The 15,342-nt window shown below is 65.6% G+C and carries 7 protein-coding genes; 4 read left to right on the top strand and 3 right to left on the bottom strand.

All coding sequences use genetic code 11. The features are described 5' to 3' along the window. Positions 1 to 383: 383 nt before the first annotated feature. Complete coding sequence (locus tag OO015_RS11735; protein WP_265941454.1) at positions 384 to 2,000, bottom strand: thiamine pyrophosphate-binding protein; 1,617 nt, start codon at positions 1,998 to 2,000, stop codon at positions 384 to 386. Between the two features lie 103 nt (positions 2,001 to 2,103). After that, entirely contained in the window at positions 2,104 to 4,122 is a 2,019-nt protein-coding gene (locus tag OO015_RS11730) for a chloride channel protein (protein ID WP_265941453.1), read from the bottom strand. Positions 4,123 to 4,349: 227 nt separating this feature from the next. On the opposite strand from OO015_RS11730, the gene OO015_RS11725 reads away from it, so the two are divergent. Further along, positions 4,350 to 9,770 (top strand): DUF4011 domain-containing protein, encoded by a 5,421-nt coding sequence (locus tag OO015_RS11725; RefSeq protein ID WP_265941452.1) that lies wholly within the window; start codon positions 4,350 to 4,352, stop codon positions 9,768 to 9,770. A 57-nt stretch (positions 9,771 to 9,827) separates the two neighbouring features. Here the strand turns inward: OO015_RS11725 and OO015_RS11720 are convergent, their stop codons facing one another. Next, on the bottom strand, positions 9,828 to 10,265 hold the full coding sequence (locus OO015_RS11720) for a DUF6917 domain-containing protein (RefSeq protein ID WP_265941451.1): 438 nt from the start codon (positions 10,263 to 10,265) through the stop codon (positions 9,828 to 9,830). A 121-nt stretch (positions 10,266 to 10,386) separates the two neighbouring features. Here OO015_RS11720 and OO015_RS11715 point away from each other — a divergent pair, with 121 nt between their 5' ends. From OO015_RS11715 to OO015_RS11705, 3 genes are all read left to right on the top strand, one after another. After that, entirely contained in the window at positions 10,387 to 11,427 is a 1,041-nt protein-coding gene (locus OO015_RS11715) for a proline racemase family protein (protein WP_265941450.1), read from the top strand. A 163-nt stretch (positions 11,428 to 11,590) separates the two neighbouring features. After that, positions 11,591 to 12,862: an alanine racemase gene (alr, locus tag OO015_RS11710; protein ID WP_265941449.1), complete on the top strand. Its 1,272-nt coding sequence runs from the start codon at positions 11,591 to 11,593 to the stop codon at positions 12,860 to 12,862. An 88-nt stretch (positions 12,863 to 12,950) separates the two neighbouring features. Beyond that, positions 12,951 to 15,296 carry a response regulator gene (locus OO015_RS11705; protein WP_265941448.1) on the top strand — a complete coding sequence of 782 codons (2,346 nt, stop codon included), beginning with the start codon at positions 12,951 to 12,953 and terminating at the stop codon, positions 15,294 to 15,296. Positions 15,297 to 15,342 lie beyond the last annotated feature (46 nt).

Here is a 15,342-nt window from a genome sequence, read left to right as displayed (position 1 = left end):
CAGCTCCGAGGCCTTCTTCCCCAACGGTAACGGGCCGCCTTCCCACCACCCGCGGCTCGCTGGACCGATCCCGCTGGGTACTCTCCTCTTCGCCGCCTTTGCGGCGCTCGCTTGTTCACCCCTTTAGCCTACACGAGGATGCGCCGCCTGTCCAGCGTCCGAACAGCTGCCGAGCAGGATCGACCCGGCCCACCACGCACATCGGATCCGCTCACGCGGCGCTCCATGCTCGGCCCTCGGCCATTCGGGTCCGGCCGACCCGATACCGGTTGCACCACAGAAAGGTGCACCCGGGCGACCGGGCACGGCACACCGGCGAGCCGGTGTGGCGGAGGTTCCGCGTGGTCACGAGCCAGGGGCGCGCGTATCCACCGGCACGCGGCTCACACGATCGGCCGGTAAGCCTCCGGGTCGAGCGGCACCTCGATGACGAACGGGATCCCTCGCTGGGTCGCTGCCAGCGCCTCCCTGGCTGCCGCAGCCAGTTCCTCGATCGTCCGGGCTACCGTTCCTGCGCACCCGCACGCTCGTGCGACCAGCACGCTGTCGATCGGCTCGAAGTCGACCCCGTAGCGCGGGAGCCCCCGGTTCTCCTGCCCGATCCGGATGAGCGAGTACGAGCGGTCGGCGATCACCAGCATCATCACCGGCGCACCCACCCGCTGCGCTGTCTCGAGTTCCTGGCAGACCATCGAGAACCCACCGTCCCCCAGCACCGCCAGCACCGGTGCGTCCGGCCGCGCCAGCTTCGCCCCGATCGCCGCCGCCAACCCGTATCCCATACCGGAAAGTCCGTTCGACACCCAGAAGGTCTCCGGATGCCGGCTCGGCCAGAACTGGCCGAAGAGGTACTTGTGCGATCCGACATCGGTCGTCACGATCGTCTCGGGCGGCAGCACCCGAGCCAGCGCCTCGACGATCCCGACCGGTGCCAGCCCGCGTACCGGCGCCCGACTCCGCCCGGCAGCGATCGCTGCGCGCTCTTCCTGGATCTCCCGGAACGGTCGCTCCCAGTTGCGCGGCGGTGCGAGTTCGTCGAGCGCTGCCAGAAGCGCACCGTGCTCGACCAGGAGGACCTCGCGTCGCGGGAGCACGCCGGCCGCCTGCGCCGACTCCAGGACCCAGAGGATCGGTCGGTGCGCATGCCAGGTCTTGTCGACTTCGACCGGGTCGAAGCCGAAGCCGACGATGAGGTCGGCACGCTGCACCGCCTCCACCATGAGGTCGTCGATCGCCATCCCACCGACCACACCGACGAAATCGGTCGCTGGATCGCGCTCGTCGACCAGCCCCTTCGCCTTCGGCGTCACCGCGACCGGCACGCGCCAGGCTGCCAGCCAGCGCCGCAGCGCTGGTGCAAGGTCCGGGCGAACGCCGAGACCGAGGACGACCAACGGACGCTCCGCCTCGCTCAGGCGTCGCGCCAGTTCCTCGGCCGCCACCCGCGCTTCCACCGGCGAGCTGATCGGCTGCACCGACCGTGCCTCGTCGCTCACCAGCCGGGCAGGTTGCGCGGCATCCTCGGCCGAGAGCGTGAGGTAGGCCGGCCCAGCGGGCTCGCTCGTCGCCGCCGCCAGTGCCCGCCGGACGACCAGGTGCGGATCGAGCGGCGTCACCGCTTCGACGTGCTTGACGAGAGGCCGGTACACCTCGTGGAGCGGTAACCGCTGGTGCGTGTGGCTCGGCGGCCAGCTCGCGGGAAGGTCAGCCGTGATGGCCAGGAGCGGCTCGCGATCGAGACAGGCATTGGCGAGCGCCAGCATCAGGTTGGCCGCACCGGGGCCCAACGTTGCCACTGCCAAGCCGGCAGTCCGCCGGAGCTTCCCGTAGACCCCAGCCGCGATGCCAGCGACAGCCTCATGCCGACAGAGCGTGAACGGAATCTCTGCCCGGCGCAGTGCATCGATGAGCAGCAGCACCTCGCCGCCAGGGAGACCGAACGCACGGTCGATCCCCGCGGCGCGCAACTCTTGCGCCACCACCTCCGCCACCGTCGCCACGGGTCACCCTCCTCTCTGCACTGTTCCGGTGCGTTCCCCGCCCAGCATACCCGACACTGGCGAGCCCCGAGACAGCATCCGCCAGAAGGCGAACGGAAGGGTCTTACGAGGGCTCGTCCACGACCTGGTGATCACCGAAGAACTCGCGAACCCGTTCTGCACTCGCGACTTTGACCAGGATGGTCAGCCGGTCACCCGCTTCGATCCGCGTGTCCCCCCGCGGGACCAACGTTGTACCACCACGCCGGATCGCGATGACGAGCGCATCGGACGGCAGCCGAAGATCCTTGAGCGCTCGCCCGACAGATGGTGACGACGAGGGAACCGAAACATCGAGCAGAACCTGCTCCGTCGTGACCCACTCGAGGTGCCGGACCGCATCGCGACTCGCCCGGCGGTAAGCAGCGAGGATACCGCGTGGCGTGACGATCCCCTGGAGCGTACCGTCCTCACCTACGACGGGAAGCCATTGGGAGGGTTGTTCGATGACCCGCTGGAACACGTCGTCCAGCTGTTCCGTCTCGTGGGCTGTGGGACCTCGCTCCACCGACCGCTCGTCGAGCCGCACCCCCTCACGCAGCCGCTCGCGGAACACGATACCGACGAGCCGATCCTGGGCATCGACGACCGGTGCTGCCGAGAGTCCGGCCGACTCGACTTGGCGGAGCGCTTCGGCCGTCGGCATACCGAGCCGCAACACGAGCGGCGGCGCTTCTTTGGCATCGCGCACCTGCAGCCCACGCAGCAACGGGAAGCTGTACTGGAGCCGGAAGGCTGGGGAATCCGCACGGCGCGGGACCTGATTCCGGTAGATCGTCTGGTTTCCTACGACGAGACTCGCGATACCCACGGCGAGCATCGCCGGAGCGAGGAGCGAAAGATTGCCGGTCATCTCGGCGACCATCAGCATCGTCGCCAACGAAGCATGAGCGATGCTGCCGAAGAGCGCCATCATCCCGATGATCACCAACGGCGCGACTCCAGGCGTCCCGGGTACTCCGAGATCGGTCAGGATGCGCCACCACGCCACACCGACGAACGCCCCGATCACGACGCCTGGGCCGAAGATGCCGCCCGAGCCTCCCGAACCGATGCTGCATGCCGTCGCCAGGATCTTGACGAACGGAAGCAGGAGCAAGATGCCGAGCGAGATCGCAGCGGCATTCGCCGGATCCATCAGCCACTGTACCCAACCGTAGCCAGTACCGAGCGCCTGTGGAAACGCGAGACCCAGGAGCCCCGTCAGGAGGCCCCCGAGTGCTGGCCGTAGCCAGGCCGGCAAGGGTAGGCGACGGAAGCCGCGCTCGACGCCGTAGAACGTCTTCGCGTAGACGATGCCGACGAGGCCACAGAGAAGACCGAGGCCGGCATAAGCCGGCAACTCCACCGCCGAAGCGAACCGGAGATCCGGTCGCGAGCCGAAGATCGGCTCCCAACCGAACCAGCTCCCATAGATCGCGAACGCGACGATGGAAGCGAGGAACGCTGGGAAGAGCACCGCCGCCTCGAAGTCGTGCACGTAGAGGATCTCGGCTGCCAGAACTGCGCCACCCAGTGGTGCTCGGAAGATTGCCCCGATGCCAGCTCCCATTCCTGCAGCGAGCAGGATCCGCCGATCCGCTGGACGCAGGCGCACGATCTCGGCTAGAAAGGAACCGAGCCCAGCGGCGATCTGGGCAGTCGGCCCCTCACGGCCACCCGACCCTCCCGAGCCGATCGTGATCGCCGAGGCGAGAACCTTGACCGGAACAATCTGCAGCCGCACGCGCCCCTCGCGATAGTGGAAAGCTTCGATCGCCGCATCGGTACCATGTCCAGCCGCCTCCGGAGCGGACCGCTGGACGAGGATGCCGCTCACGAGACCGCCGGCTGCCACGACGAGCGGCACGATCCACGACGGGAGCGAATCGCTCGGCGACCGATTCCCTTCGGCATAAGGAGCTGGTGGTTCATAGCCACCGATGCCAGCGAGCAACCAGTGGGTACTCTGTTCGAGAAGCCAGTAGAAGAGGATGGCTCCGAAACCAACGATGATCCCGACGATCAGAGCGAGGAGACCCCAGCGGGCGAGACTCGAACTCGAGCGCAGCCAGATCAGGAAGCGGATCGTCAGCCTCCGCACGCGACCTCCTTTCCGCCTCAGCGGCGTACGTGCACTACCGCTATCGTCCACCCTACTCCCGATCGCTTGGGCAGAGCAAGCCTATCGCTCCGGCTCTCTCACGGGTCATGGGTACAGCAACGGCTGGAGATAGGCGGTACGTTACGCCCCCTTGAGAACGAACATCCAGTGAGCATAAGATAAAATAGTACGACTCTGCTGAATTTCCTGGTGACAGAGGGGTCGATATGCAACAGCGCGACACGACGCTCCGTCGATGGCTCGACGAACGTGCCAAGCGCTTGCTCGATTTGACGTCCCGCAATCCGCTCATCCATGCACGGCATCGGCTCGAACCGCTCGCCCCTACCCCGCAAGAGATCTGGCAACTCCTCGTGCAGGACGGGGAGCAGCTCCGCGCGATCGGGATGGCAACGAGCGAGGAGGAAGACGACGAAGCTGGTGGCAGACCACAGGATTCGTGGGCTGCGGGAAGGCAGCCCACCATGGCTAGTCGAACAGGACCAGTGCTCGTGTTCGAGCAGCCTCAAAAGGAGCTCGAGCGCCGACTGACCGAGATGACACGGCGGGCCAAGCTGACGTACGACGACGCCGGCTTCTGGACGTTGTATCTCGCCTTCGGAGCTCTCGAGTGGTCACCGAGCGTGACTGTATCGGGCAGCCGATCGCAGTCGACCTGGATTTCGCCGCTGGTTCTCGTGCCGATCGCAGTCGAACGGGAAGCTCCCGGCCAACCATTCTTCGTGTCGATAGCGGAAGAGGAAGATATTCAGCTCAATCAAGCACTGTCTGTATATCTCACTGAACTCGAGAAGATTCCGCTCGAAGACCTCGAAGTCTCAGGAGAGGAATCGGTCGAGAGCATTTTATCGCAGTTCGAGGAACGCGTTCGGATTCGCGGCTGGTCCGTCCGATACAGGTGCTGGATCGGACGCTTCGCCTTTCAGAAGACTGCCATCTATCGAGACCTGCAGCGCAATGCTGACCGTATCGTCCAGCATCCGGTTATCCAGACACTGGCTGGCACGAAGACTCCCGAGACGTTCCCGCTCGAGGATCCCAGGCAGCTGGATACCCAGTATTCACCCGAGGACGTTGCTACAGTGTTGCCAGCTGACAGTAGCCAACTGCAAGCGGTCCTCGCCGCTCGTCGAGGCCACACGTTCGTCATTCAAGGGCCACCCGGTACCGGGAAGAGCCAGACGATCGTCAACATCATTGCCGACCAGCTGGCTCAGGGGAAAACGGTACTCTTCGTCAGCGAGAAGCGTGCCGCACTCGATGTCGTCGAGCGGCGCTTGGAGCAGGTCGGTCTCGCTCCGTTTTGTCTCAATCTTCACAGCCACCAAGCGCAGCGCCGTGCTGTGCTCCAATCGATTACCGACGAGCTCGACAAGCACTGGATTCTTCAAGGCCAGACTTCTTCGGATATGCCACAACGAGTGCGCCACCGCCGTGATCAGCTGCGTGACTATGTCCATGCCCTTCACACACCAGAGGAGCCTCTCGGGCAAACACCGTTCGAGGTAATCGCTCGACTGGCAGCGCTTCCACAACCGACGCTCTTCGGGAAGATCAAGCTGAAGCCTCAGCAGCTCACGCGCCAAGACCTCGTCGAACTCCGCGACGAGGCGGCTGCCTTCGCCGAGGGCATCGACCTCCTGCGTGAAGGGAGCACCTTCCCGTGGTACGGCGTCCAACTGGATTACCCAGAGGCGATGCTCGAGACCGCCGTCCTGAACGCCTCAGCAGCGCTCGATGATCTGGTCAACCGTGTACGAGAGAGCAGTACGCAGCTCGGCCTCGTCGCTCCGAACGATTTTGTGGAACTCCGGAGATTTCTCGAGGTGCTTCTGGCATTCGAGGCTTGCCCACCGTTTCCGCAGAGTTGGCTACAACAAGCTGAGGTAACGCAGTGGGCCGACTGGGCAAAGACCGCAACAGCGTGCCTGCAAAGGCTTCACGAAATCGAGCGAGAACACTTGCCCGAACTCGACCCCATGATACTGTCGCAGCAGAACGTTTTCGCTCCTTCGTGGAACCTGCGAAGGCTGGCTAGTCAAGCGGAGCAGCTCGTCGAACTCCTGTCCCGCCAGGGCCCTTCCCTGAATCGGGATGACCTGATACGCATCGCTGAGCACGTCTCAGTCATTCGATCTCTCGTCCAGGAGGTCGGGCGAGCTGCTCATGATCTTTCCCGAGCACTCGAACTTCGTCCGCCGCAGACTGTACGAGACCTCGAGAGCCTGATCCGTGTTGCGGAATGCCTCGACGGCGATCTCGTTCTTCCGGTCGATTGGTGTCGAAAGGCCGCGCAGCCAATACTCACGAAGGTACGGGAGCTTGCCCGGGCACTGCGCGACGAGCAGCGGCTCCGCGAGGCCATTCGGGGCGAATGGAACGAAGACTTGCTGCCGCTCGCCATGAATGGCGCAGTTCTCGAGTGGCAGCGGCTCTGGTCCGCTCGCTTCCGTTGGGCCCGCCCAGCCTATTGGCAGTGCCGCAAGCTGCTCAAGAAGCACTATCGCGGCACACAGAGCTTCGAGGAGGCGACCCCAGTGCTGTTGGAACAGCTCGGTCAACTCCTGGAACTCCGGCGACAGATCGAGCGCCTGTCGTCGCCGGACGAAGCGGGATCGCTCCTCCAGCTTGTCGCACCTGGTGTGCGGAACGACCCGGAGGCGCTCGCACGACTCCTCGCAGCAACCGAGATTGTGCTCTCCAACACAGTAGAAATTGGCTTGCTGCGCATCCTTTCACGACAACAGCAGGCACCAGACGAGGCCATCCAATACGCCAAAGAACTTCTCGAGCAGTGGGAACCTTTGCATTTCCTCCTTGAGCAACTCTCGCTGATTTTGCCGAGCTCTGCACGGATCGACGAAGCCTCTGCAGAAACGCTGCAGGATCTCCTCGAGGCAGCACGACGATTCGCCGACTGGTGGAAGGAGGCAGAGCCATTCGTCGCGAACCCGCTTCCGCTCGATCGGCTCCCCGCACTCCTGCGCCAAGTTGCGGAGATGGACGAACTGTATAACCAGTTGCGTGACATCGAGCACAAGGTGTCGCAATCCTGGGCGTTCGTCCCGGAGCGCTCGGTCACGACTTGGCACACGCTCAGTGAACAGTTAAACGTTTGGCGCGCACTCTGCGCCCGCCTCCCTCGGCGAACCATCCCTCAGGCTCTGCGAGCCGCAGCTCTCGATCCAACCCTACGGCCAGCCGCAGACCAACTCGACGGCGCTGTGAAGGAATGCGGCCAGCGACTCGCACAACTCGCTGAGCTGTTCACCGAGGATCCGCTGCGCGTCAAGCACCGTGTGTCGCTCGCAGAAGTAGCCTGTTTCCTCACTTCCGGTGACGATCGTGAGTTCCAGCGTCCCGTCACGTTCGAGATGCTCACAGATCTCCTCGGCCAGCTGCGCGAGCGCCTGCCCGATGTCCGACGATTCCGGCGCGCGTGTGGCGCTCGCGACGAACTCGCCCGAGAGCTCTCTCTGGAAATCGTTCAGTCATTGGTAACGGAGAAAACTCTCGATGCTCGCAGTATCCCCGACATCGTCGAGTCGATCGTTCTGCGACACTGGTTGACCTGGGTCATGCAGGAACGGCGCCCCCTCAGCGATTTCGATAAGAACCGCCACGAGGAGCGGCGCCGCGAGTTTCAGTCTCTCGATGAATCGCTCGAACGGTGGAGAGTGGAGCAGCTCGTCGCGAGCCTCAACGATCGACGAACGGACGTATTTGCGACGCACCCGGCCTTCGCGTTGCTGAAACGAGAGGCAAATAAGCGCCGTCGTCAGCGCTCGCTCCGCAGCATCTTCAAGGAAGCGTTTCCGCTCATCCTGCGCGTCAAACCATGCTGGTTGATGAGCCCACTCTCCGTCAGCCATTTCTTGCAGTCAGAGCACGAGTTCGATGTGGTGATCATCGACGAAGCATCGCAAGTTCGGCCCGAGGAGGCGATTCCTGCCCTCTACCGAGCGAGGCAAACCATCGTTTGCGGTGACTCCAAGCAGCTCCCACCGACGCGCTTCTTCGAATCGGCAGTGCTCGACATGGTCGAGGGGAACCAAAAAGACGAAGAGGAGTGGACACTCGATCTCGGCGAGAGCGTGCTCGAGGCGCTGGAAGGACGCTACCCGACGATCCGCTTGCTCTGGCATTACCGCAGCAAGGACGAGCGCCTGATCGCATTCTCGAATGTGGTCTTCTATGGGTCGAGCCTCATCACTGTACCGAGCCCTCGCGATCCGGAACGTCCGACAGGCATCGAATACCGCTTGGTCAACGGAACGTACCGGCGTGGCGGGACCCGTCCCGTCAAGCCGAACGGCGGAAGACGTGCCCGTCGCTTCCACGGTGACCGCATCAATGAGGAAGAAATCGACGAGGTTTGCCGACTTGTCGAGGAGCACCTCCAGCGCTGGGGTACCAAGCGCTCTCTGGGAGTCGTTACCATCAACGAGCCACAGATGAACGTGCTGCTCGACGAACTCGAGCGGCGTACGGCAGAACGCCCAGCACTCCGAGACCTTTGGGACACCACGAAGTGGCCGGCGGGCGAGGAATTCTTCGTCAAAAACCTCGAAGCAGTCCAAGGAGACGAGCGTGACGTCATCATCGTATCGACAGTGTACGGTCGCGACGAGGAGGGTCGGTTTACCCTTCAACTCGGCCCACTCACGCAGGCAGGTGGCGAACGCCGACTCAACGTGCTCGTCACGCGAGCGCGGGAACAGTTGATTCTCGTAACGTCGCTGCGGCCAGAAGACTTTCGACTCGAGGACGAAGAACGGCAGATCAGCCTCCGCATCGTTCGGGATTACCTGCGCTTCGCTCGTGACAGCATCCTACCCGCTCCAGATCCCGCTCAACGTCATAACCTCTATGAGTCGGAGTTCGAGCGTATCGTCGCGGACGTTATCCGTTCGTGGGGCTACCACGTCCTCCCGCAGTACGGAGTCGGACCGTACCGCATCGATCTCGCCATCCCTGACCCTGAGAATCCAGAACGTGTCTGTATCGCAGTCGAGTGCGATGGTGCGACCTACCATAGTCTGCCGACCGTCCGCGAGCGAGATCGGCTGCGGCAACAATGGCTCGAGCGGAACGGTTGGACCGTCATCCGTGTCTGGTCCTCCGACTGGTGGTACCACCGCCAGCGGGCTCAGGAGGAACTCCGTCGCCAACTCGAAGAAGCGGTCGCCCGGCTGCACGAAAGGACCGCTCTCGCCCCTTTTCCCTCGACCAAATCACGACTGATCGAGATCACTCCACAACGCTTCCACCCGGCTGAAGACTTGCGAGAAATCCTGCTCCAGCGTGGAGTCGTGGCGGTCTACGGTGATTCGTCGCATTCCTCTCGACGAATCCCTCGTATCGCGCACCCGGACTATCCTCGTTCTAAACGCAGTATCAATGAGATCGACGAGCGCGAACTCCGTGACCTGATCCTGGTCGTGGTAGAAACGCTCGAAACCGTCACACGCGAGCAACTCGTCAGCGAAATCGCGAGACTTCTCGGATTCCAACGGACCGGTTCGCGCATCCGCGAACGGATCGAAGCAGCTCTCACCTCGCTCCTCAGGCGAAAGTCGCTTCAACAGGATGACGGAGGACGACTCCGGCGCACGCGTACCAGCTGAGCACGACCAGCCATCCGCTGGCTCACGAGCGAGTCATCGCACGTGAACGGAACTCGATCACTCTAACCCGAATTCGACCGCCTGTCCGAGACTCAACCCCCGCTCGGCGCCGTTGGCGAACCGGTCGCTCCGCACCACGATGTTCCAGTGGTTCGGCGCATGCACCCCGTCGAAGCCGACCACTTCCCCGATGATCTCTTCGCCGACCCGGCACGTCATGCCGACCGTCACGACGCCGCCCTCGGCGAAGCGGACGAACCCCAGATACGCCGCCCGGGGAACCCGGCGGCCCGGCTTCGCCTCGGTGTCGTCGGTCACGCAGACCTCGGCGATCGAACCGTCCGGAAATGCCCGCGAGCCGAACGGCTCGAGCTCCAGGTTCCGGTCGGGAAAACTCACACCGAGCACGGCAACGACCTCGCCGTGCAGCGGCCGCACCGCGACGAACGGTCGCTCCGGTACGATCCCCCGCGCGTACGGCTCCTGTCCGCTCACGGTCCGCTCCTTCCAGCTCACGCGTGGCTGCATCGCTCCGCCGTCGTATCATGACGCAGGCTCGGCCCTACCCGAGCTCCTAGCGTACGGTACCGTACGGAACGAGCGAGGAGTGCGCTCGATGTTCGGCAATGCTCGACATGTCCTCCAGGTCTGGGACTATCACCACGGCCAAGCAACCCGGATCGTCGTGAGCGGTTGTCCGCCGCTCCGCGGTCGCACGATCCGCGAAAAGCAGGACGACCTCGCCAGCCGCTTCGACCACCTCCGCGCGCTCATCTGTCGCGAACCGCGTGGGCACCGCAATCTGCTCGGTGCCTTCCTCACCGAGCCGGAACGCCCCACGAGCCACGCTGGTGTCATCTTCGTCCATCCCGATGGCTATTTCGACGCCTGCGGCGACTCGACCTTCAGCGTCGCCGTCGCCCTCGTCGAGAGCGGCCTCGTCCCCCGAACGACCGACGACGGCGAGCAGGAACTCGTCCTCGATACGGTCCTCGGTCCCCTCCCGGTACGCGTCACGCTCCGCGCCGGACGCGTCGTCGCGGTCACCATGGCGAGCGGCCCCACCTACGCGCTCGGCGACGCCCAGCTGGAGACCGCACTCGGCACAGTCCCCGTGACGCTCGCCTGGGGCGGACTGCTCTACGCCTTCGCCGATGCCACGGCCCTCGATCTCGAGCTCGGTGCGCACCTGTCAGCAGCTGCCCGCGAGCGCGTGCTGGAGGTCGGAACGATCCTCTGGCAGGCGGCCCGGAACCAGCTGCGGGCCGACGTGCCAGGCATCGCGACCGCGCGTCCGGTCGATCTGGTCACGCTCCTCCAGGAACTCGATGCGGACGGGACACCGCTCCCACCCGGCTCCACCACCCAGCCAGCCGGCGCCCGCGTCGCGAACTTCTACGCACCGCGCACCATGGGTCGAACGCCGTCGGGTACCGGCACCGCGGCGCGCGTGGCTGCGCTGGTCGCAGCCGGACGGTTGCCCCTCGGTGCACCGTACTTCCACGAAAGTCCAGTCGGCCTCCGCTTCACCGCTCGACCGCTGCGCCGCGATGGCGAGGCGGTCCACAGCGAGATCAGTACGATGTCCTACTGCATGGGCATCGCCACGCTGGTCCTACGCGACGACGACCCGTTCCCGGCCGGCTTCACGCTCTGAGCGCCACCGGGACGAGCTGGCTGCGTGGGAGTCCTGGGGGATGGCCAGCTCGCTTCCGGTTCGCCAGGGACGCAGACCGGAAGCACGGTCCCTGTCCGTTCACCCCCTGCACGGCAGCGGTGCCGCTGGGGCATACTCGTCCCGGGACACTCCGGGGGAAGGGATGGGGATCGCGGACCGGACCGCTCCCGACAGGTCACCGGCGTGCTCGAGCGGTTGGTGCGACCGTCTCCGCGCCGCCTACTCGGCACTGCACGCCGCAGTCGACCTCGACCAGCTCGCGGCGAATGCCCGTGCACTGCTCCGGACGCTCCCACCGGACGTCGAACTCCTGGCTGTCCTCAAGGCGAACGCGTACGGTCACGGGCTGGTACCGACAGCACGCGCTGCCCTCGCCGGTGGTGCCCGCTGGCTCGGCGTCGCCCGGATCGAGGAGGGGCTGGTACTCCGCCAGGCCGGGATCACCGCGCCCGTCGTCGTGCTCGGCCCACCCAACGCCGGTCGGCTCCGCGAGGCGATCGCCGCCGATATCACGCTGGCAGTCGGTTCGCTGGCTGACCTCCTCGCCGTGCGTCGTGCCGCCAGCGCGCTCGGCCGTCGCGCCCGCGTCCACCTCGAGGTCGATACCGGTATGCACCGCTTCGGCGCCGACCCAGCGGAAGCGATCGCGCTGGCCCGGGCTCTCCGCAGCGATCCCGCACTGGAGTTCGAGGGGATCTACACCCATTTCGCTACGGCTGATGCGCCCGATTGCCGCACGCTCCGCCTCCAGCTCGCGCGCTTTCGCGCCGTCCGCGAACGGCTGGTCGCCGAGGGATTGCACCCACCGGTCGTCCACCAGGCCAACAGCGCGGCGACGCTCCGCGGCGCGATCGGCGACCCGGATCTACCCGGTCGTCGGGTCGTCCGGGCCGGAATCGCCTTCTACGGACTGACGCCCGACCCGGCCATGTCGCTCCCGGCAGGCGTCCGGCCAGCTCTGCAGCTCCGTGCGCGGCTCACGCGCTGCTTCACCGTCGATGCCGGCGAAGGGATCTCCTACGGCCATACCTACGTTACCGACCGCCCCACCCGTTGTGGGCTCGTCCCAGTCGGCTACGCCGACGGTCTCCCCCGTGCACTCTCCAACCGAGGGTGGTTCCTCGTCCACGGGATCCGCTGTCCCATCCGCGGCCGGGTCTGCATGGACCAGACGATCATCTCCCTCGAGGATGTGCCCCAGGCCCAGCTCGGTGACCCGGTCATCGTGCTCGGCGACCCAGCGAGCGGCGCGATGACCGCCTGGGAGGCAGCTGAACTCAGCGGGACGATCGCGTACGAGATCCTCACCAGTCTGGCGGCACGCATTCCCCGCGTCTACGTCCGCGGTGGCGAGCCGGTCGCCCTCGCGGACTCCTTCGGTCTGCTCGAGCGCGACGTCGCCGTTACCGAGTAGCAGCGGACTGCCCGGACATGGGAAGATTGTCCCGAGAGAACGCTGCCGCAGTCACGGCGACCTGCCGGCAGCCGCAGGGACGGCAGGCATGGCCGAGCGACCGATCCGCATTCTGCTCGTCGATGATCACGCGCTCTTCCGGCAAGGGCTGCGTCAACTCCTGGCAACGACTGAGGATCTGGTCGTTGTCGGCGAAGCGGCATCCGGCAACGAGGCACTCGAACTCGCTCGAACCCTCGCTCCCGATGTCGTCCTGATGGACATCGCGATGCCCGACCTCGACGGGATCGCTGCAACAGCTGCGCTCCACGAGCGGTTCCCCAACATCCGGATCGTCATGCTCACCATGTACGACGCGACGACACACGGTGAGGCCGCTCGGGCAGCAGGAGCGTGTACCTATGTGAGCAAGAACAGCCGCGCCGAGGAGCTCTTGCAGGCGATACGTGTTGCAGCGAACAACGCAAAAACCGTGACTGTCCTGTTGCGTCCTCTGGCACAGGCGAGGCTGGATCGCGACGTCGGAACACAGGAAGGACGGTCGAATCAGCTCGAACGAGGGCCCGTCCAGAGCGGACCGGACCGACTTACCGATCCAGGAGAGGCGAGCGACGTCCAGGCAGGGCGAACCAGTAGCCAAGCGAGCCAAGCGGCGCAGTCCCGTTCCGAACACGCGACGCCCGACGAGGCCGCTCGGCATCACGCCACCCCACGGCACGACCTGCGCCGTCCAGAGCCTCCCTCGACGGTCGTGAAGCAGGCGGACCACCCGATCGCTCTGGCGTCGAAGCGAGGACGGCGCTCCCCGCTCCCAACGCGAGCGCTCGCTACTCTCGATACGAGACATGTCGGGATATGGGCACTGATAGGGTTGCTCGTGACCGGGGAGGCTCTCGCCCTAGCAAGCGTTCTGGGCTTCGTACCCTTGCCCGGCGGAGATCGATGGGTCACGCTGTTCGCCGGGAACCTCGCGAGCCTCGCACTCGTCGGGCTCGTCGCGGCAACACCGCACCTCCGCCAAGAGGCTCAGCTCCTGCTCGCGATCGCGGTGAGCGCGGCTACCGCCTGGAGCAGACTCGCTGCCCTGCATGCGCCGATCCCGCTCCAGCTCAACGCCTTGGTCAGCGCCAGCCTCGTCGCACTCGCAGCGGCAACGCTCGCCTGGCGACGTGCCGATGTACTCGCCACCGGCTTTGCTCTCGCTGTCCTCGGAATCACGCCTTTAGTTTGGTCGTTCTTCCCGGTTCTGCTTCTGGCGGTGTGGGGCACCGGTATCGTCCTGCTCGCGGCTGGACTCGCCTGGTCCGGCCTGCAGCGCTCCGACCACTCGGTCGCGTGGGAATGGCTGCCGCTCGCCCCGCTGGTACCCACGCTACTCGCGCTGGCAAGCAGTCCGGCGGTGCTTCCACGCACCATACTGCCGTGGTTGGCGTACGCACCGCTTCTCGTTCGGGCACAGTGGGAAGGACGCCGGGGACTGCCCACTCTCGTCGCGCTCACCGCAGGACTCGTCTTCGGTGCGACCAGCTGGTCACTCCGGTCGGCCTCGGCGACGACCCAAGCGATCGGCCTGACTGCCTTCGCTCTGGGGAGCGCTGTCCTCGCGCTGCTGCTTCGGTGTGCTGCGCAGAACAGGGGCACGAGTCTCCAGCCGGCCACGATCGTTGGCGGGTTCGCAGTGGCAGCCTTCGCACTGGCCGTCGGCCGGCATCCGGAGTCGACTCTGGCGCCGCTCGCTTGGTCAGCGCTGGCTGTCGCGCTCCTGGCGATCGACTCCCGGAGCATCTGGCGCTGGACCGCGGTGGGACTCCTCGTCGCTGCGAGTATCGCCGCGGCGGTAACCCTCCACCAGCCCACGACACCGGTCCGTTTCGGAATCCTTCTGGCAGCGCTCACCGCCTCGACCGCGGGCGGCTTCCTGCTCGTTCACCGACCATGGTGGTACCCGCTCGCGTGGTTGAGCACCGGCACGATCGCGCTCAGCGCGATCCTCGTCGAGCGTCTGAGCGGTAACAGCGAGATCGCAGCGGTGAGCCTCCTCGCGCTGGGCGCATTGGGCCTGGCCCGCCTCCGCAGCACACGGGCCGGAACAGCCGGCCAGCCCTGGTTCTGGCTACCGGCAGCCGTTGCCGGACTGCTCGCGCTCGCGCGCGCCTTGACCGGACCGCTCTCGCCCGCGCGCCTCGGCCTCGCGCTCGAGCCAGCTATCCCCGCGACGAGCGAACCGGTCGTCACCGCGAGCATCCTCGTTGCAGCCGCGCTGGCCATCGGCCGTCTGCTCGGCCGGCAGTGGCGCTGGGCGGCGATCGCCACAGCTCTGCTCCTCGTCGCCTATATCCTCCCTGCCGTGATTCCCGACGCCGCACTGGTCGTGAGCTGGCTCGCGCTCGCCATCGCGCTCGTCTCTGTCGTCGGTGGCCGCCCCTGGCGCTAGCGCGGACTCCGCACCGGCCGGGAAAGCCGCTGCCCGTCGTTCGTCC

Origin of the sequence: Thermomicrobium sp. 4228-Ro, assembly GCF_026241205.1 — a bacterium.
Classification (GTDB): Bacteria; Chloroflexota; Chloroflexia; order Thermomicrobiales; family Thermomicrobiaceae; genus Thermomicrobium.
The sequence above is the reverse complement of the archived record's forward strand: the minus strand, read 5'-3'. Positions and strand labels throughout refer to the sequence as shown.